The organism is Zobellia alginiliquefaciens, assembly GCF_029323795.1.
Taxonomy (GTDB): Bacteria; Bacteroidota; Bacteroidia; order Flavobacteriales; family Flavobacteriaceae; genus Zobellia; species Zobellia alginiliquefaciens.
In genome coordinates, this window is sequence record NZ_CP119758.1 from 4306952 (window position 1) to 4326987 (window position 20036).

Annotated in this window: 17 protein-coding genes; 6 read left to right on the forward strand and 11 right to left on the reverse strand. The window is 37.9% G+C overall.

The window, feature by feature from the left end; all coding sequences use genetic code 11:
* Together murA and P0077_RS17595 are read left to right on the forward strand one after the other, a co-directional pair.
* Positions 1 to 1308, forward strand: a complete 1308-nt coding sequence (gene murA, locus P0077_RS17590) for a UDP-N-acetylglucosamine 1-carboxyvinyltransferase (RefSeq protein ID WP_276166515.1) — start codon at positions 1 to 3, stop codon at positions 1306 to 1308.
* Between the two features lie 28 nt (positions 1309 to 1336).
* A complete protein-coding gene (locus tag P0077_RS17595; RefSeq protein ID WP_276166516.1) occupies positions 1337 to 1657 on the forward strand; it encodes a GNAT family N-acetyltransferase in 321 nt (106 codons plus the stop codon).
* A gap of 50 nt (positions 1658 to 1707) precedes the next feature.
* Here P0077_RS17595 and P0077_RS17600 read toward each other — a convergent pair whose 3' ends face one another.
* Positions 1708 to 2157, reverse strand: coding sequence for a VOC family protein (locus P0077_RS17600; protein WP_276166517.1), 450 nt, complete (start codon positions 2155 to 2157; stop codon positions 1708 to 1710).
* Between the two features lie 321 nt (positions 2158 to 2478).
* Between P0077_RS17600 and P0077_RS17605 the strand changes: the two genes are divergently transcribed.
* Positions 2479 to 3528 carry a DUF6340 family protein gene (locus P0077_RS17605; RefSeq protein WP_276166518.1) on the forward strand — a complete coding sequence of 350 codons (1050 nt, stop codon included), beginning with the start codon at positions 2479 to 2481 and terminating at the stop codon, positions 3526 to 3528.
* 16 nt (positions 3529 to 3544) lie between these two features.
* Here P0077_RS17605 and P0077_RS17610 read toward each other — a convergent pair whose 3' ends face one another.
* The 3 genes from P0077_RS17610 to P0077_RS17620 are packed head-to-tail and all read right to left on the reverse strand — an operon-like array spanning position 3545 to position 6059.
* Positions 3545 to 4855, reverse strand: coding sequence for a cryptochrome/photolyase family protein (locus tag P0077_RS17610; protein ID WP_276166519.1), 1311 nt, complete (start codon positions 4853 to 4855; stop codon positions 3545 to 3547).
* A 3-nt stretch (positions 4856 to 4858) separates the two neighbouring features.
* Complete coding sequence (locus tag P0077_RS17615) at positions 4859 to 5551, reverse strand: SDR family NAD(P)-dependent oxidoreductase (RefSeq protein WP_276166520.1); 693 nt, start codon at positions 5549 to 5551, stop codon at positions 4859 to 4861.
* A gap of 10 nt (positions 5552 to 5561) precedes the next feature.
* Positions 5562 to 6059, reverse strand: a complete 498-nt coding sequence (locus P0077_RS17620; RefSeq protein ID WP_276166521.1) for an SRPBCC family protein — start codon at positions 6057 to 6059, stop codon at positions 5562 to 5564.
* A gap of 163 nt (positions 6060 to 6222) precedes the next feature.
* On the opposite strand from P0077_RS17620, the gene P0077_RS17625 reads away from it, so the two are divergent.
* Complete coding sequence (locus P0077_RS17625; RefSeq protein ID WP_276166522.1) at positions 6223 to 7524, forward strand: T9SS type A sorting domain-containing protein; 1302 nt, start codon at positions 6223 to 6225, stop codon at positions 7522 to 7524.
* A gap of 78 nt (positions 7525 to 7602) precedes the next feature.
* Positions 7603 to 8451: a DUF2911 domain-containing protein gene (locus P0077_RS17630; protein ID WP_276166523.1), complete on the forward strand. Its 849-nt coding sequence runs from the start codon at positions 7603 to 7605 to the stop codon at positions 8449 to 8451.
* Positions 8452 to 8592: 141 nt separating this feature from the next.
* Here the strand turns inward: P0077_RS17630 and P0077_RS17635 are convergent, their stop codons facing one another.
* From P0077_RS17635 to P0077_RS17665, 7 genes are all read right to left on the reverse strand, one after another.
* The gene (locus tag P0077_RS17635) at positions 8593 to 10326 is read right to left on the reverse strand and encodes a sodium:solute symporter family protein (RefSeq protein WP_276166524.1); all 1734 of its coding nucleotides are present in this window, start codon (positions 10324 to 10326) and stop codon (positions 8593 to 8595) included.
* Positions 10327 to 10434: 108 nt separating this feature from the next.
* A complete protein-coding gene (locus tag P0077_RS17640) occupies positions 10435 to 12960 on the reverse strand; it encodes a PIG-L family deacetylase (protein WP_276166525.1) in 2526 nt (841 codons plus the stop codon).
* A 151-nt stretch (positions 12961 to 13111) separates the two neighbouring features.
* Positions 13112 to 13657, reverse strand: coding sequence for a mechanosensitive ion channel domain-containing protein (locus P0077_RS17645; RefSeq protein ID WP_276166526.1), 546 nt, complete (start codon positions 13655 to 13657; stop codon positions 13112 to 13114).
* Between the two features lie 3 nt (positions 13658 to 13660).
* The gene (locus tag P0077_RS17650; protein WP_276166527.1) at positions 13661 to 14608 is read right to left on the reverse strand and encodes a septum formation inhibitor Maf; all 948 of its coding nucleotides are present in this window, start codon (positions 14606 to 14608) and stop codon (positions 13661 to 13663) included.
* Positions 14609 to 14643: 35 nt separating this feature from the next.
* A complete protein-coding gene (locus tag P0077_RS17655) occupies positions 14644 to 15225 on the reverse strand; it encodes a Maf family nucleotide pyrophosphatase (protein WP_276166528.1) in 582 nt (193 codons plus the stop codon).
* 2 nt (positions 15226 to 15227) lie between these two features.
* Positions 15228 to 15755, reverse strand: coding sequence for a KdsC family phosphatase (locus P0077_RS17660; RefSeq protein ID WP_276166529.1), 528 nt, complete (start codon positions 15753 to 15755; stop codon positions 15228 to 15230).
* Positions 15739 to 16503: a Rossmann-like and DUF2520 domain-containing protein gene (locus tag P0077_RS17665; protein WP_276166530.1), complete on the reverse strand. Its 765-nt coding sequence runs from the start codon at positions 16501 to 16503 to the stop codon at positions 15739 to 15741. The genes P0077_RS17660 and P0077_RS17665 overlap by 17 nt, the downstream gene beginning before the upstream one ends.
* A 295-nt stretch (positions 16504 to 16798) precedes the next feature.
* Here P0077_RS17665 and P0077_RS17670 point away from each other — a divergent pair, with 295 nt between their 5' ends.
* On the forward strand, positions 16799 to 19978 hold the full coding sequence (locus P0077_RS17670) for a cytochrome c biogenesis protein (RefSeq protein ID WP_432422793.1): 3180 nt from the start codon (positions 16799 to 16801) through the stop codon (positions 19976 to 19978).
* Positions 19979 to 20036 lie beyond the last annotated feature (58 nt).

Below are 20036 nucleotides of genomic sequence, written 5' to 3' on the forward strand. Positions count from 1 at the left end.
ATGGGTACCTTTAAAATTGAAGGCGGTCACCAACTTACTGGTGAAATAACGCCACAAGGGGCAAAAAACGAAGCCCTACAAATTCTTTGTGCCGTATTACTTACGAATGAAACGGTTACCATTAAAAACATTCCTAACATCGTAGATGTCAATAAGCTTATTGCTCTGCTTGAAGATTTGGGCGTAAAGATCCAAAAGAAAGCAAAAGGATCGTACAGCTTTAAGGCAGATGATATTAATTTAGATTATCTACAGTCGGACCAATTTAAAGAAGATGGCCGTGGTCTTAGAGGGTCTATTATGCTGGTAGGTCCGCTTTTGGCGCGTTTTGGAAAAGGATATATTCCTAAACCGGGCGGTGATAAAATAGGACGTAGACGTTTGGATACCCACTTTGAAGGGTTTATAAAGTTAGGGGCCAAGTTCAGGTACAACAAAGAAGAATACTTCTATGGTGTTGAGGCTAAAAAATTAAAGGGTACCTACATGTTACTGGATGAAGCTTCCGTAACGGGTACAGCTAATATTCTTATGGCAGCTGTTCTGGCAGAAGGTAAAACAACGATTTACAATGCTGCTTGCGAGCCCTATTTGCAACAGCTGTGTAAAATGTTGAACCGTATGGGTGCTAAGATTTCCGGAGTTGGTTCTAATTTATTGGAAATTGAAGGTGTTGAGTCCTTAGGGGGAACAGAACACACCATGCTTCCGGATATGATTGAAATTGGTAGTTGGATCGGTCTGGCCGCTATGACCAAAAGTGAACTTACCATTAAAAATGTAAGTTGGGACGATTTGGGTCAGATACCAACGGTATTTAGAAAGTTGGGAATTACGGTAGAAAGAAAAGGCGATGATATTTTCATTCCCAAGCATACAAATGGATATGAGATACAGAACTTTATAGATGGTTCTATTCTTACTATTGCAGATGCACCATGGCCCGGACTTACGCCAGATTTATTAAGTATAATTCTTGTTGTAGCAACACAGGCAAAAGGAGAGGTGCTTATTCATCAAAAGATGTTTGAGAGCCGTTTGTTCTTTGTAGATAAACTTATTGATATGGGTGCAAAGATTATTCTATGTGATCCGCACCGCGCTACCGTAATCGGTCATGATTTTAAATCTACTTTAAAAGCTACTACTATGGTGTCTCCGGATATTAGAGCGGGAGTTTCTTTGTTAATAGCGGCATTATCTGCAAAAGGTACTTCTACTATTCACAATATTGAGCAGATAGATCGTGGGTATGAAGATATTGATACCCGTTTGCGTGCTATTGGTGCTAAAATCACTAGAGTATAAGTTTTATAAACACTAGCTTGTTAACTCCATGTCAAAAAGAGATTTTACCCAGATACCACTTGTAAACAAGAAAGGTGAAAAAGGTAGGTTTGAGATTGATGTTGACGGACAAATAGCGTTTATGGAATATATGATTTCTAAGCAGAATATCATCTATTTGACCCATACGGAAGTTCCTAAGTCATTAGGAGGCCAAGGAGTGGGAAGTGCTTTGGTTTCCAAAGTGTTTGAGTTTATTAAGCAAGCTGATATGAAAATGGCGCCTTTGTGCCCGTTCGTGGCAGCTTATATTAAACGCCATCCAGAAGAAGGAAAAGCTATATTGGCTCCTGGGTATTCCATAAAGTAGATTGAATATAATATAATAAAAAAGAGGCCTCATCGGCCTCTTTTTATGTTTTAATGTTCTGCAGTATTGATTTCTATCCAGTACTTATCAGGGTCTTGAAAGTAAATTTGTCGTACGCCGTCAGTACGTAGGGTAACGGCTCCTTCTTTGCCAGGCCAATCCCAATACTTAATGTTGTTTTTTTTAAGATGCGCAATCATTCCGTCTAAATCTTGCGTAGATAGGCATAAGTGCATGGATTTATTTTTTTCAAATGGGGCGAATTCTTTTTCAATTAGATGTATTTGAGAGTTGCCACTTACAATGAACCACCTAAAACCGGGTTTTTTATCCGGGTGTGGGGTTTCTTCTAATTTTAGAATGTTGGCATAAAAATCGGCGCTAACATCTGAGTCTTCTACGACCAATGCAAAGTGGTCGATTTTAAAATCAAACTGTTGTGCTTGTACATATAAAGTTGAGCTGGTTGCGAATAGGAAAGCGAGAAATATTCTTTTCATTTGGTCTATACTAATAAAATTAATTTTTTAAATCGATGTTCAACAAACTGCACGTTGATTTTTCGACTGGTAAGATACAAAAGCATTTTAAAGGACTAGTGTACTATTTGTACTCTTCTATTTTTCGCATCAGTATAAAATAACAGGGACGCGGTACAATTAGAGTCTTTTTTATACTACAACTTGAGAAATTAGGTAATTGGTCGATATTATTGACTATAGCGGGGCAAAACGCAATAATACGGGGCGCTTTCAGTTTATAACGAACCTACTTGGCTTTTTGAAAAAATCAAAAAGTATAATGATTTTAATTTTTGTCCCATGAAAAATCTTAACCAATTACTATCTGCGGGTATTGTTTTACTTCTTTTATCCGGTTGTGTTTCCACTAATAAATTAACAATGGGTGCAACGGAGCCTGCCCGAATAAGTTTACCGTCAAATGCGGTACGAGTTGGTCTGATTAACAGAAGCATTCCATCGGAAGAAAATAAGGTGGTAGATAAAATAGATAAGATTCTGTCTTTGGAAGGGCTAAATCTTGATAGGGAAGGAGCGGAGTCTGCCGTAACGGGACTTTTTGATGAACTTACACGAAACGAACGTTTTGAAGAGATTGTAATAATAAACGACACCGATATTCAAAGAAAAGGACTTGGTATTTTCCCAGCAGCCTTGAACTGGCAAGCTGTTCAGGAAATCTGTGAAGCTAATGGTGTAGATGTACTTTTCTCTTTGGAATATTATGATACGGATACAAAAGTAGATTATGAAGCTACCATGGTAAGTGTACCAAACGACTTTGGAATAAAAGCAAATTTACCCGGACATAAGGTAACGCTTAATACGGCTATTAAAAACGGATGGAGAGTTTATGATCCACAAAGTAAGCTGATTTTAGATGAGTACACGAATAATAATTACGTAACGTCTATGGGTTCTGGAATTAATCCTATGAAAGCCGTTGAGGCTGTAATAGGAAGAAAAGAAGCGGTATTGCAACGAAGTAGTGATATCGGCAACTCATATGGTTATGATGTTCGTCCGTTGAGAAAAAGAATTTCTAGAGATTACTTTGTTAAAGGCACGGATAATTTTGTAATTGCAAAAAGAAGAGCGCAAACCGGTGATTGGGACGGAGCTGCTGAACTATGGGAAAAAGAGGTGAACAATCCAGATATGAAAGTTGCCGGTAGAGCATGCTATAACATGGCTATAATTAACGAAATTAATGGTAATCTTGAAAAAGCCATGGAATGGGCTTCAAAATCATATACCGATTATAATAATGGCGATGCATTACGATATGTAAACATATTAAAGTACCGCATGGCAGAAAAGCGTCAATTAGAGAGACAGCTTTCTCGTTAATAATTGTTATCGGTATTTAGTTGAGTGCTTCCTTGTATGTACTTAAACAACGTTCCCGGGCTTCCTTGTGATCCACCATTTTTTGAGCATAGGAATCTGTTTCGTGCTCGGGAACCCATTTAGAAATATATTTTCTGTCCTTATCAAATTTATCTACCTGCGTCATTGGGTTAAAAATGCGGAAATACGGAGCTGCATCAACACCACTTCCAGCAGCCCATTGCCAATTACCCACATTACTGCTCATTTCATAATCCAGTAGTTTTTCTGCAAAATAGGCTTCGCCCCAACGCCAATCTATAAGTAAATGTTTGCAAAGAAAGCTTGCGACCAGCATACGCACCCGGTTGTGCATATATCCTGTTTCATTAAGTTCCCGCATTCCGGCATCCACCAGCATAAAACCGGTTTCGCCATTTTTCCATTTGTTAAACTCCTCTTCATTGTTCCGCCAGTTGATACGGTCATACTTTTTCTTGAAAGCTTCACTTACGGTTCTTGGAAAATGCCATAGAATTTGCATGAAAAACTCTCGCCAAATAAGCTCGCTCCAGAACACTTCATTTTTTTCGGCAATTACCTTTTTCATCATTTTGCGAACGGAAACTGTTCCAAATCGCAAATGAGGGCCCAATCTAGAAGTTCCGTTTTCAATGGCAGGGTAATTTCGGGTATCTTCATAATTGTCAATTAAGGAGGGAGTGACAATAGGGTCAGGGACTTTTAAAGAGGAAGCTTTGAAACCTATATCCGCTAATGATAGATTTGGTAATCTGGAATTTTGAATCAGGTTATCCCTGTACTGACTAGTGTAATGAATGGTTAAATGTTTCTCAGGATTAAAATGTTCTTTCCATTTGTTCTTATAGGGCGTATAAACAATGTATGGATCTCCGTCCCCTTTTAGAATATCGTCTTTTTCAAAAATAACTTGGTCTTTAAACGTCTGAAAGAGAATATCATTTTCTTTTAAAAGGTTATGGATTTGTTCGTCCCGCTGCTTGGCGTATGGCTCATAATCATGATTCGTATACACCGCACCAATGTTATATTCGTTTATAAGTGTTTTAAATATTGAAGTTGTATTGCCATGATACATACCTACAGAGCTTGAGTTTTCGTCTTGCAAGGTATTCCTCATCTTTAGCAGTGTTTCAAAAATGAACGTAACCCGGGCATCATCTTTAGGTAGGTTCTCAAGAATCTCGGTATCAAAAATGAAAATGGGCATAACAGGATTATCTCCCTTCAGCGCTTCAAGAAATCCCATATTATCATCCAAACGTAAATCTCTCCTAAACCAAAAAACTGAAATCTTTTCTGACATAAACTAACTTAAATTTAAGGTTGATATACCACCGTCTACACCAATAATTTGCCCAGTAATCCAAGAACTTTTTTCACTGAGTAAAAATACAGCTGTATTGGCAATATCTTCAGCTAGACCAATGCGTTTTAAGGGGTGTCTTTGAGACATATTTTCTACCTTTTTGTCACTACTTAAAAGACGATTTGCCAGAGGTGTATTCACCAAAGAAGGAGCAATGACGTTTACACGTATTTTTGGTGCATATTCCGCTGCCAATGATTTTCCGAAACCTTCAACAGCACCTTTTGCCGCCGCAACACTGGTGTGGTAAGGCATTCCGGAACCTACGGCTACCGTACTAAAAAGTACCATCGAGCTTTCTTTGGCCATTAAAGGTATAATTTCTTTGATGACCTTTACCATACTGAAAAAATTTAACTGCATATCGGATTCAAAAGTGTCTAGAGACATCATTTTAAATGGTTTTAAATTGATAGAACCGGGACAATAGGCAAAACCGTGAAGCTCATTTGGTAAGTTCGTTATGTCAAGTACATCGGTATTTGCATCAAAGGGGATATACGTAATATTTGTTTCGTTCAGCTTTTCAGAAGTTCTAGATGCAACATAAACCGCATATTCTTCTGATAGTTGTTTTGCTATTTCAAGTCCTATTCCATATGATCCACCAATTAAAAGTATGTTCTTCTTCATATTGCAAATTTTAAATTGATTTAAAATGGAGTTCTTTCTTACCGTTTTCTAATGCTCCAAAGAGTTCTATTAGCTTTTGTTCCCTAAAAAAGAAAATTTGCTTTAGCTGCTTTTTTACTAGTAATGGATGCGCTAGTTGCCCTAGGATGCCAAACGGAATTTTATAATCAATTATATCCTCCATCTCAACACCGCCAGGTACTGGTTTTATAAAATGTTTGTGATGCCAAAGAGCATATGGCCCAAAACGTTGCTCGTCCACAAAATATTCGCCCTCTTTTACATGGGTTATTTCGGTAACCCATTTTGTGGTATATCCGGGAAAAGGAGAAACTGTATATTGTATAATCTGACCTGGGAACATGGGGCGGTCATCACCAGAGAGTATCTTAAAACCCATATGTTTAGGCGTAATAACTTTGAGGTTATTGGGGTCGGATAAAAACGTCCAAGCTTCAGCGGTACTTATAGGAAAAGATTGTTTGGAGTGTAGTTGGTATAATTTCATATTACAAAGGTAAAAACATTTTGTTTAACAAATTAATGCAATCGATAAACAAATTAACATATAGGCTACTCGATTTTGATGCTAAAAAGGTAATATCAACAAATTGAAGGATATGGAATAGGTCTATGGAGACAATTTTGTACATTTCAAGTTGAATTTAAATATGAAGAGAGGTGTATTTTTATTAGTATTTCTTTTTGTGAGCTTTTTTCTTTCATCTCAACATACTGTGGAAGAAATTGGGACTTTGCCTATGGAGTTATCCGAAAGCTCAGGGTTACTTTATTTTAATAATAGACTAATAACCCATAATGATTCAGGAAATCTGCCTCAGCTCTATGAAATAGACACGGTCTCCCTAGAAATTCAGCGAACCATAACCATAACTAATGCAGAGAATAGAGACTGGGAGGATATAGCGCAAGATGAAACTTACATCTATATTGGAGATATTGGAAATAATAATGGTACTAGAAAAGATTTACTGGTCTACCGCATTCTAAAATCTGAATATTTAGCATCTGATACCATAGAGGCAGAGAAGATTGAATTTGAGTATGAAAATCAGGATAACTTTGTTAACAATGGAAATAGCGATTGGGACGCTGAGGCATTGTTAGTTTTACAGGATAAGTTGATAATCTTGACCAAGCAATGGAATAACTACGGAACCGTAGCGTATAGTCTACCAACGGAACCGGGTAAATACATGGCCAAAGAGTTGGACGGTTACCAAGTAAATGGACTGGTAACAGGAGCTGATTTTAACCCTACGACCGAGCAATTATATATTGTTGGATACTCTTCTATTTTAGCTCCTTTTGTATATGTCATAGATGGAGCGACAACAAATACTATTTTTGGAGGGGTAGTTGAAAATCTTAAAATAGATATGGAAACTTCACAAGTGGAAAGTATTGTTCATGTAAACGCGAATACATACTATCTAACATCGGAACAATTCGAACGGCAAAGTTTTAATCTTTCATTTGAACCAAAACTTTATAGTCTTTTAGTCACCAATTCTTTTCTAGAGAATGAGGAAGAAGAAGAAGAAGAAGAAGAAGAAGAAGAAGAAGAAGAAGAAGAAGAAGAAGAAGAAGAAGAAGAAGAACCTGGCTTGGATGATGAAGGAGAAACGGAAACTGACCCAGATCAAGAGGAAAATGAAGAGGCAGTCGATATTTCTGACGGTATTGATTCAGTAGATGATAACGTAGACGGTAATTCAGGATTAATCGTTGTAAAAAGTGCAACTGAAACTAATTTGATGTACCTAGTTGATGAGGATGATTTAGTTTTAATCAGAGCAGTTTATGATGCGTCCGGTAGGAGATTGTTACTTCATCATAGAAACGAAATAGAGAACTCATCAATAAATATTTCGAGTTTAAAATCGGGGATTTATTACCTCACGCTTTCCTTGGATAGCAAGGTGGTTTCAAAACCGTTTGTAGTTCAATAATTCAGATATTTAAGATTTCGTTAACACATCTAGAAAGGTTTATATTTAGTTTTGTTAGAAACATATAAACCAATTAAAATGAGAAAAATATTTCTTTTAGCTAGTATAGTATTTGCCACTGCTACAATGCAGGCTCAAATTCAAACACCAGCGCCCAGCCCGGCTTCTAAGCTACAGCAGACCGTAGGTTTAACCGAGGTAACAGTAGACTATTCAAGACCTTCTATGCGCGGTAGAACCATTTTTGGAGATCTTGTTCCCCACGGCAAGTTGTGGAGAACAGGAGCTAATGCTTATACTAAAATCACTTTTAGTGACGATGTTCAAATTGCAGGGCAAGACGTAAAAGCAGGTACATACTCAATCTTCACAAAACCGGAAGCCACTTCTTGGGAGGTTTTCTTTTATACTGATGTTGATGGTGGTGGAACGCCAAAGGAATGGGATGAAAGTAAAGTAGCGGCTAAGACAACTGCAGAAGTTTATACATTACCGGTAGATATCGAAGCTTTCACAATTACTATTGATGATATGACCACTGGGTCAGCTAACTTGGGTATGATGTGGGAGCGTACCTATGTGGCCGTACCTTTTGAAGTTCCTACGGATGAGAAGGTAATGGCCGATATAGAAAAAACAATGGCTGGCTCTCCAAAAGCAGATGATTACTACGCAGCCGCTGTATACTATTCATCGGAAGATAAGGACATTAAAAAAGCATCTGAATGGATGGACAAAGCTATGTCTGAAACTGAGGAACCCGCTTTTTGGCAGTTGCGTCAACAATCACTTATCCAGGCAAAAGCAGGAGACAAAAAAGCGGCTATTAAAACGGCAAAAAAGTCTTTAGAAAAAGCTAAGGAAGCTGGTAATGATGATTACATTAAAATGAACACAGAGTCTATTGCGGAGTGGAAAGCTAAGTAAACTCAATTCTCTCAAAATTTATTAAACCCGGCTCTCCATTGAGGGCCGGGTTTTTAATTTTCTAACTAAAGGAAAAAATATTTAATTCTATTGACTGGAAGTGTAGTATTCTCAAGCAAGTGTGATTTCTTAAACAGAAATCTAATTACTTACAGGCGGCTTCTTCAACAACCTGTCAAATCCTTCAAAAGCCATAGCCATTGCAATAACCATTGCGGCGCCAATAAAGTTCAACCATAAGTATCCTAATTTTTCTTCCCCACTTGGATGGATGAATATAAGGTTGTAGAATAGCACAAAGATAATTAGTTGCGTTAATAGAGCCGCGAAAAATACGGCATTACCTTTAACAAACTTAAAGAAGAACGCTAATAGAAATATACCTAGAACGTTCCCATAAAAAATAGAACCTATAATATTTACCAATTGAATGAGATTGTCAAACAGATTGGCGATACTGGCAATAAGAATAGCAATTACTCCCCATAATAATGTAAATGCTTTTGTAGCCCGCACATAGTGCTCATCGGTCAGCGGTCCTGTTATATTTCTTTTGTACAGGTCCAAAGCGGTAATGGTACCCAAGGCATTTAGTTCTGAAGCCGTTGAGGACATGGCAGCAGAAAGAATAACGGCCAAAAGCAGACCAATAAGTCCTCTCGGTAGATTATGAAGTATAAAATGAATAAAGACATAATCCTTATCATTGGTTTCGACCACGCTATCCGCTTCTTTTATCAATGCTCTCGCCGCTGCTCGGTTAGTACTGTCTTTTACATTAAGACTAATAATTTGTTGTTTTGCCTCTTCAACGGCACTATATTCCTTAAGCTCCAAAGCAGCGGAAAATTTGTTTTGGGCCATTTTCTTTTCTTCCTCTAATTTTTCCTGTCCTTCTTGAAGAATGGAGTAGTCCTTGGCGTATTCGGAACTCATTACCGCTTCCGTGGCAGCAGGGTTAAAGTTTAAAGGGGAGGGGTTGTATTGGTAAAAAACAAAAACCATAACACCTACTAATAGAATAAAGAATTGCATAGGTATTTTTAAAAGTCCGTTAAAAACCAGACCTAACTGACTTTCCCGAAGTGATTTGCCGGAAAGGTAGCGCTGTACCTGACTTTGATCTGTTCCAAAGTAAGATAATGCCAAGAAAAGTCCACCGGTAATTCCGCTCCAAAATGTATATCTACTGGTAGTGTCAAAACTGAAGTCAACTATATTTAGCTTATTGCTGGCTCCGGCAATTTTAAGTGCTTTACTAAAATTAATATCGGCAGGTAAGTATCCTAAGATGAAAAAGAAGGTGATGAACATACCTGTCATGATAATGAACATCTGCTGTTTTTGTGTAACACTTACAGCTTTGGTACCTCCCGAAACGGTATAGATAATTACTAGGACCCCAATAATGATATTTAAGGTTCGGAGGTCCCAACCAAGCACTGCTGAAAGTATAATGGACGGTGCAAAAATAGTAATCCCGGCAGCAAGACCTCTCTGTATTAAAAACAGAATGGCCGCCAATGAACGGGTTTTTAAATCAAACCGATTTTCAAGAAATTCGTATGCGGTATATACTTTTAACCTGTGGTATATAGGGAGAAAAACTAAACAAATAATAATCATGGCCAAAGGAAGGCCAAAGTAGAATTGCACAAAGCCCATTCCATCATGAAAGGCTTGCCCTGGGGTTGAAAGGAAAGTTATGGCACTGGCTTGTGTGGCCATTACGGATAAACCTATAGTCCACCACTTGGCATCTTTGCCACCAGCTACATAATCTTCTACGCTTTTGCTCCCTTTGGTTTTCCAAACACCATAGGCAACTATGAAGAGCAGTGTACTCGATAAGATAATCCAGTCTAATGTTCCCATACTAGGTGAATGCAGTCATTAAATAACAAAAAATAAGCACGTATACAATATTCAGTATGAGTACCAATGTGTATTCTTTTTTCCAATCGAATTTATCTAACATCCCGTTTAATTCAATTTGGTGGGTTTCACGTTCTTTTCTACCGAAAGCATATTGGCAAATAGCTTGTACGCTCCAGGTACCCCAGCAGGCAGTTCCCTAAAAAAACTTAACCCTGTGTATATATAATTTCCTTTTCCATAAGGGGCTATCAAAAGACTTCCTTTTTTTGCGGACTCTCCTTTGTCACTCATAGATAGGATAGGCGTAAATTCCTTAGACCATTTATTGGGGAAATATAGTCCGCGTTCTTGTACCCATCCGTTAAAGTCATTGGCCTCTATTTTATTCGGATAATTTACCAAAGAATTTTTCTTGGCCACTATTTCTACTTCTGAATTTTCATCCGTTACTCGATCACGGGATAACGTAATAGGGTAGGGCGCCAAATTTTCAAACTGGTCTCCCCATCTGCCGGCAGTATTATACTGTACAACAAGATTACCACCTTTTTCTACATAATCGAAAAGATATCGTTGTTTAAATTTTAATTCATCTAATACATTGTACGCTCTAATACCAACAACTACTGCATCATACTTATCCAATGATCCTTTTGCAATACTACTAGGCGCAACTGTGTGAACAATGTAGCCAATTTGTCTTAAGCTTTCTGGCACTTCATCTCCGGCACCCACAATATAGCCAATGTGTTCTCCGGATTTTTTAATATTTAGGCGAACCACTTTGGCCTCCGAAGGCAGTAATACGGACTGTGTTGGGATATGGTCATACTCAATTCTCACCAATTCCTTAGTGATTTCTTTTCCGTTTAATTTTACAACAGGAGAGATGTAGCTTTCATCTTCGTCTGCAGGTGGTGTTAAAGTGAAAATTAAAGTTTGTTCATCACCTTTATTAGCAATTTCAAATGGTTTTGATTCAACATCTACCGTCCACCCTTTGGAATGCTTCAGTTGCAAACTTCCCTTAATATTGTCTGCATTGGCCTTTACGGTAACCGGAATTTTTTTCGATTTTCCATCAGCGAATATTAATACTTTATCACTAAAACTAGCAGTAGCCTCTGGGAGTATTTCAAAAGGTTGAAACAATTCCCCTTTATCAGGTTTTGCGTAGTGGTATATAACGGGCTTTTCAAAAACCACGGATTTTCCATTGAAATCAAGTTCAAATTCTGCTATGAATGCACGTGGCGTTTCAGGTTTGCCAATAAGGGATTGTTTATCCACTTTATACATACCTAAACTCCCTTTTTCTTTGAGCCAATACGGACTTGTGTACTCCGTTGTTTCAGGAATTTCTAAATCAATTTCAAAATTTTGCTTTACATTATTTTTTAAAGCTATTGAAGGTTGTAGCGCTGTACCCGTATTTGATATGGAAATAGATTTTAAAACAATATTGCTAGAACTACGGTTCACTACTTCAACTTTCACTTTTACTTTACCTCCAGGATTGGAAAAAGCAGTTTCGGCAGATGCTTCAAGATAAAGTCCTCCTACATTTAAAATAATATTTCTTAACTCTAGGGATTTTAAAGCTTTCCAATAGGGATCATCAACTTTTTGAAGCAATTCATACGCTTCTATTAATTGAGGCAAATGTTTTGAAGGATTGGAGAAGTCAAAATCCTTTTCAATCGCATAAAGAATCTCACCTACAGCTTTACCACCATTGACACGAGACCATGAAGTATCAATCCCCTCAAATAAATCATTTGAATTTTTGGGCATATCGCCTTTCAATAGCTCAACGTATTCATTTTCCGTTCCTCTTTGTGATAAGCGACCAAAACCTTGGCATAAGTGCTGACTACTGGCTAAAGCGGCAATTTCGTTATTGGATTTCCCTAAAGAAGCATAGTAGGTGCCGATGTCTAAATTGACCATTTTGGATTTATCGGCATTCTCAAATTTTTCCTGACTCCCGTAGAACCACCAAGAAGTATTGAAAAATAGCCTTTGTGGTTGCCATGTTTCGGTAAGCTCTAATTGCTGGCTATAAGCGCTTTTGTCATTGGCCAAATCAAAAGCTTCATAACTTAGCATGGCAGAAGAAGTATGATGCCCGTGAGTTGTACCTGGACTCCTATGGTCAAAACGATTGATGATTACATCAGGTTTAAAATTACGAATGGCCCAAACCACATCACCTAAAACCTCTTCCTTATTCCATATTTCCAAGGTTTCATCCGGATGTTTGGAATACCCAAAATCATTTGCTCTCGAAAAAAATTGTTCGCCACCATCTACACGCCTTGCAGCCAGCAGTTCTTGCGTACGCAAAACACCAAGAAGTTCACGAAGTTCTGGCCCAATAAGATTTTGGCCGCCATCTCCTCTTGTTAAAGATAAGTAACCGGTCCTAGCTTTTGTTTTATTGGATAGGTAGGAAATAAGTCTTGTGTTCTCGTCATCTGGGTGTGCAGCAATATAGAGTGCGGTTCCCAGAAAATTCAGCTTTTCAAGGGAATGGTAAATTTCGGAAGTTGATTGTTGCACAGGTTTCTGTGCACTGACAATATTTAAAGACAAGAGTATTCCGGCAACGAATGCCAAAAGATAGCGCATAAAGTTGGTTTTTGTATGGGTGAGGCTACTGATTAACAGAGACGACACCATATCAAAGATAGAAAGTTTAATAAGGGTAGGTGGGTTTTTTAGAACTACTTTAACAAAAATAAAGAGATGTGGTACTCAGGTGAAAGAGTCATGCTATGCATTAAGCCTCTTCACTTCCGTCCGGTGTATCTTCAGAGTTATAGATTAAGGTAACCGCTTTTTGCATCATTAGATTGTTTGGGTATACTAATAGCTCTCCATTGGATTTCCTTAAACTTACGTGAAAAGCTCTAATGTCCTCTATCAAAAAAGGTTCTTCAGATTCTATGTCCTTATCTAAAATCTTTACGCGATCCCCTATTTTAAATGGGAATGAAAAGAATAAAATTGCACCAGCGGTAATGTTGCTCAAAATAGACCAACTGGCAAACAAGGCAACGCCAATTACTGCGAATACCGAAGAAAACACGAGACCTACTTCTTTGAAATTTACGCCCCAGATAAACGAAATAACGCCAAACCCTATTAAAGTTAGGAGCAGAGAGGCGTATTTGGTAATCAAAAGGGTGCGTGCTTCTACAATATCACTAATTCTACCAATCTTGCGAATGGTTTTATCCGTTACGAATTTTAGTATAAGAAGCAAACAAAATGCTATAGCGGTCGCTATCATTTCGTTCTTGTTCGATAATAAAAACTCTTGCATAAATTATAGGCCTAAACTATCGCGCAAAGATATATGCTTATTTCCATTCCGCTGCCAATATGGTGTTTTTAATGTTTTAATTTTTGTAGCTGTTGAAGTCATTTGTTTGGCGTTTTTACCAAAGCCACTAATGAAGGTATCAGACCAGCTTTCAATACGGTAAGGAAAAGTAGATGTGAAGTTAATGGTTAGCGTTCTTTCTAACTCTGGATAGGATATTTTATAAGAAGTAATTCCATTTTTATCACTTAAAGAAGCAGTTGCTTCGTACGGCTTTAATTCCCTGTGAGACAATCGTATATGTTCTAGGGACGGTATTATTTTTAAATTACCGGTCGGTAATGATTCGGGGGCAATTCTAATTTTGTTCCAGAGTTCATTTTCCAATGTAGCTTTTTCCAATTCAAAGTTTTGGTCGGCTTCAGTTTCAAAATATGAATGGGACATTACATCAAAATTTTCACGATTGTTTAGCTGAGCGTAAACCTGTCCGCACCACTCCTGTGCAGAGAAAGAGACTTTAAGAGCGTGGTCATTGTCGCGTACAGGATAAAAACTACTGGTCATGATGGAATAGGGGTAGATTCCCGTAAGATAATTTTTAGTGCCGTTCAATTTTAAAACAGGTATATTGTCTGGGTTTTGTCCATCGGCTTTTACTTGTTTCTTCTTGAGAAAAGGCTCGGTGACATAGATAAGAACAGCTTCTCCGTCGCGAATTTCTCCATAGCGTGCTTGTTCTAATTTGTAAGAGGTAATTTCTGCTTCGCCGGCGTACCAGTATTTTTTGAATTCGCTCGAAAGTTCCTTCTTTGGCAGCTCTTCCGCTTTTTCCTTGTTAAGCGCCATGTCCTTAGCGGTCTCTTTTTCAACCTCTTTACAAGATTGGGAAAAAGCAAGCAGTATAGTAAAAAACAGGAGCGAAGGACTATATTTTGTTCTGGTTTTCATTGTAGAGTAGTTTTTTTAAAATTAATTAAAAAGAACTACTTGACCATGGCGCTTAACATTTTGTATACCAATTGCGTTGGTAGGCCTACAACATTTGGGTAAGACCCTTTTATTTCTTCAATACCGGTTAGGCCAATCCATTCCTGAATGCCATAAGCACCAGCTTTGTCATAGGGTTTGAAGGTGTTGATGTAGTAGTATATTTCTTCATCCAGCAGTTGTCTGAACTTTACTTTGGTAATTTGGTTGGCAACCTCTTGAGAGCTGGGGGTTGTAAAACAAACTGAAGTTATGACTTCATGCCAATCGCCGGAGAGGGCCTTTATCATACTAAAGGCTTCCTCTGCGTCGGCCGCTTTTGCCAATGAAAGGCCATTGTGCCAAACCACCGTGTCCGAGGTAATTAGGATCTCGCCTGTTTTTAAAGAACCCTTAAAAGCATCGGCTTTTAGCTTAGCAAGATAATCACTGATTTCACTTCCTTTTAATTCAGGAGGATAAACTTCATCTACAGGTTTTAGGCGTACTTCAAAAGGGAGCCCCATTTCTGTAAGAAACTGATGTCTTCTAGGGGAACCACTAGCAAGAATTATGGAATGGTTGTTTAAATCGAGCATAATTAATCATTTGCAGCACTAAAATTTGTCATCCAATCTCCCTTAACTTTTAGGACCTGCTCTATAACATCTCGAACGCAACCTTCACCACCATTTTTGTGGGAAACATACATGGATGTTGCTTTTACTTCGGGAACGGCATTTTGAGGGCATGTGGGTAGGGCTACAGTTCTCATTGGTGGAATATCCGGAATATCATCTCCCATGTACAGCATTGTGCTAGGGGTGATATTGTTATTGGCCATGTATTCATTTAACGCATCCATTTTATGGTGTGCGCCTAAATAGATGTCCGTAACTCCAAGTTCGTTTAGTCGTTTACGGACTCCTTCGTTGGTTCCTCCTGAGATAATACAGATTTTATATCCCTTCTGTAGGGCAGTCTTAACGGCATAACCATCTTTAACGCTCATTCTACGGAGCATTTCTCCTTCTGTGGTAATAATTAAGGTGCTGTCCGTAAAAACACCATCCACGTCAAAAACAAAAGTATCTATGTTCTTAAGGTATTCTTTATAGCTCTTTTCCATAAGTTTTTTCTATTGATTTGCTTAACAGTTCGTAAACTGCTTTGTAGTCAGGATTTTTTAATTGTTCTAAATGGGATGATATAGTATTGGAATCGCCACGTTTTGCAGGGCCCGTTTGTGCCTCTAAAGGTGACAGGGTTTCAATCTTTTCTGCGGTTTCTTGAATAAGCGGTCTCAGAATGTCAAAAGAAACATTGTTTTCTTTACAGATTTGAGCGCCCATATGATAAAGGTGATTCGTGAAATTATTGACAAAAACAGCGGAAAGGTGAAGACTTTTTCGTTGTTTGGAATCTATCTCGTACACATTTTCAGAAACACTATTTGCTAGCCTTTTTAATAACGTAAGGTCTTCTTTGGTATTCGCTTCTAAACAGATGGGTACCTGGTTAAAATCAACCATTTTTTCTTTGCTAAATGTTTGTAATGGGTAGAAAACTCCATGTCTCTCATGTCCGGAAAGTTGACTCATAGAGGTGCTTCCCGAGGTATGGACTACTAATCCTCTGTTAGTTCCAATTTGCTCTGATACAGTTTGTATTGAGTTGTCACTTAAAGCAATAATATATATGTCTGAAGGTTTTAAGTTGGAGAAATCCGAAGTAGTTTTCTCTTCTTGCCCAAAAGCAAGAAGCGCTTTTTTATTGCGGCCTGCAACTTGCACTATTTCTATTTCATTAGACTTTGAGAAAGCCTTGAAAAGGTGGGTTGCAACATTGCCGGTTCCTAAAATACTAACCTTGATCATAGGGCGAAAATAAGCATATATTTAGGTTTGGCATTTTCTGCAAATAAAAAATAACACTGATTTTGCAAATTTGGTAAATGAAACAATTGGTTTTGAGAATATTGAAATTTTTCCGTTTTGTACAAATCAGGCATATAGTTGTACAATTCATAAATAGGTGATGTTTTTAAAGTTGATTTCAGAAAAAATTCACTTATAATTAACAGTTTTGCGAAGACTTTAGGGGCGTTCCTTCACCTCTAAATAATAAAAAGGGCGTATTTTTGCCTGCTGAAAACCAATTTAGCTGCTGCTGATGAACATGCTCAAGAAATTCTTTTTCTCTACAAGATTGATGTCCGTTCTTTTTATAGTATTTGCCGTTGCCATGGGGCTGGGTACGTTTATTGAAAGTAAGTACAGTACGGAAACAGCAAGAATTTGGATTTATAATACGTTGTGGTTTGAGGCTATTATGGTGTTTTTTGTTATCAATTTTATTGGTAACATGTTCAGATATCGCCTTTTAAGGTGGGAAAAATGGGCCGTATTAACACTTCACCTTTCATGGATATTTATAATAGTTGGCGCCTTTGTTACAAGGTATATCAGTTATGAAGGTATGATGCCAATTCGTGAGGGTAAATCAGAAAAAGTATTTTATTCGGATAAAACCTATTTAACGGCCTACGTTGACGGAGAAATAAATGGAGAGCCCAAGAGAAAGACGTTACAGGAAGATTTAATTGTTACGGCAGAAGACATAAAGTCTAATTTACCTTGGAAGTCAGATTTTAATGGCCAGTCCTTTTCTATTGCTTATGTAGATTTTATTGATGGCGCAAAGGAAGGAATGATTCCTGATGAAAACGGAAAAACCTATTTAAAGATAGTTGAAGCAGGTGATGGAGAGCGTCATGAACATTTTTTAGAAAGTGGTAAAGTTTCAAGCATTCATAATGTGCTTTTTTCTTTGAACTATGAAACGGATGGTGCAATAAATATTTTTGAGAAAGACGGTGCATATCAAATAAAAACCCCTTTTGAGGGTAGTTTTATGAGAATGGCAGACCAGTTTCAAGGGCAGGTCGTTAAGGATAGCTTGCAAGAATTTCAATTGCGGTCCTTGTATTCTACAGCGGGTATGCAATTCGTTATTCCGGAGCCGGTAGTAACCGGTTCTTACGGAATAGTAAAAGTGCCAAAAGAAGAAATTACCGATGCAACTATGGATGCTTTGGTGGTTGAAATCTCAGCAAATGGCGAAACCGTTCAGCAAAAATTGTTGGGAGGAAGAGGGGTTGCTGATTTTTCGGATAAGGTAACCGTAGGCGGTCTAGATTTTAGTTTGAGTTATGGTTCCAAGGTTTATGAACTTCCTTTTAGTATTAAGTTGAATGATTTTATAGCAGAAAAATACCCTGGTACAGAGCAAGGATATAAATCTTTTATGAGTAAGGTTACCGTAGAAGATGAACGCCCGTTCGATTATAAAATCTTTATGAACAATATTTTGGATCATAGAGGGTATCGTTTCTTTCAGTCTAGTTTCCACCCAGATGAAAAAGGTACCGTTCTGTCCGTGAACCATGATCAGTGGGGTACGCGCATTACATATTTGGGGTACTATTTACTTTACATTGGTTTAATGGGTATTATGTTTTTTGGAAAAACAAGGTTTAAAGATTTAGCGGTTTCTCTGGAGAAGTTAAAAAGCAAAAAAGCAAAACTGACCACGGTTCTGGTTTTGGGAATGTTGTTGAATGTAAATGCTCAGGAACATTCAGCAGATGATGGTCATGATCATAGTAGCACCACACCTACTCAATCTCAAATAGACTCCCTTTTGCAAACTACAATTGTTTCTGAGGAGCATGCGGAGAAGTTTGGGAAACTTGTAATTCAGGATGAAGGTGGCCGTATGAAGCCTATCCATACGTTTTCATCAGAGTTGTTAAGAAAACTAAGCTTAAAGGATGTGTATAAGGATATGAATGCCGATCAGGTGTTTTTATCCATGATGTTGAGTCCGGCAGCGTGGTACAATGCAAAATTCTTGGCTGTTGATAAAAAGGGAAAGAACGATAGTATACGACACGTAATAGGTGTTCCGGAAGGACAGAAATTTGCTAAGGCTACCGACTTTTTTGATGCTGAAGGCAATTATAAATTACAACCCTTTTTAGCTAAAGCAACTTCAACCAATATTCCCAATCAGTTTGATACGGATCTAAAGGATGCCAATATTCGTTTAAGTCTATTAGATCAGGCTTTAAGTGGGCGTATCATTAAAATTTTCCCATTGTTGAATGACGAAAACAACAAATGGATATCGGCTATAGAATATAGAGGAGGGCAGTATCAGGTTTCGGATTCGCTTTACGCCAACTTTATAAAGAATTCGGTTCCCTATTATCTTATGACTTTGCGTAAAGCAAAGGAAACAGGAGACTATACTAATGCCGATAAATTGTTGGATGCTTTTAAGCAAAATCAATTGAATCATGGTAAAGAAGTACTTCCTTCTGAAGCTAAAATCAATACGGAGGTCATCTATAATAAGCTGGATATTTTCAACACATTGTATCGTCTTTATGCTGTAGTAGGGGTGGTAATGTTCTTTATTTTGGTATTCCAGATTTTTAAAGATCGTTCTATTTGGCGGGTTTCCGTGTACGCCTTAAAGGGTACTATTTTTATTCTGTTCCTATGGCATACGGCAGGTCTTATTTTACGTTGGTATATTTCAGGACATGCCCCTTGGACAAATGCCTATGAGAGTATTCTTTACGTTTCCTGGGCAACCATGGGAATGGGACTCTTGTTTGCTAGAAAAAGTAATATAACCATTGCAGCCTCGGCTTTTGTTGCGAGTATGTTGCTTACCATTGCGCATTGGAACTGGGTAGATCCTGCTATTTCTAATTTGGTGCCGGTGCTTGATAGTTATTGGCTTATGGTTCACGTTGCCGTAATCGTTGCAAGTTATGGGCCGTTATCCGTAGCTATGATTCTTGGTTTGGTTTCTTTGTTGCTTATGATTTTTACCAACAAGAAGAACAAAGCCAAAATGGATCTGAATATTAAAGAGCTGACTATTATCAATGAACTATCTATGACTGTAGGGCTTGTTATGCTCACCATTGGAAACTTCTTAGGGGGGCAATGGGCAAACGAAAGTTGGGGTAGATATTGGGGTTGGGATCCTAAAGAAACTTGGGCATTGATATCCATAATGGTGTATGCCTTTGTCCTTCACATACGTCTCGTACCCGCTTTACGAAGTAAATGGACGTTCAATTTTCTAAGTGTTATAGCTTTTGGAAGTATTATGATGACCTATTTTGGAGTGAATTATTACTTGGTAGGTCTACATAGTTACGGACAAAGTGGTGCAGCTGCAATTACTCCAGATTATGTTTGGTATATAGCTTTAGGAGCATTGATTCTTGGCATCATAAGTTACTGGAGGTATAGGGTTAATTATGTGAAGTAGGTTTTGGAATCTATCGTTTATTAGTTATAAGGCATCATATTTATCTAAAAATTAGTGT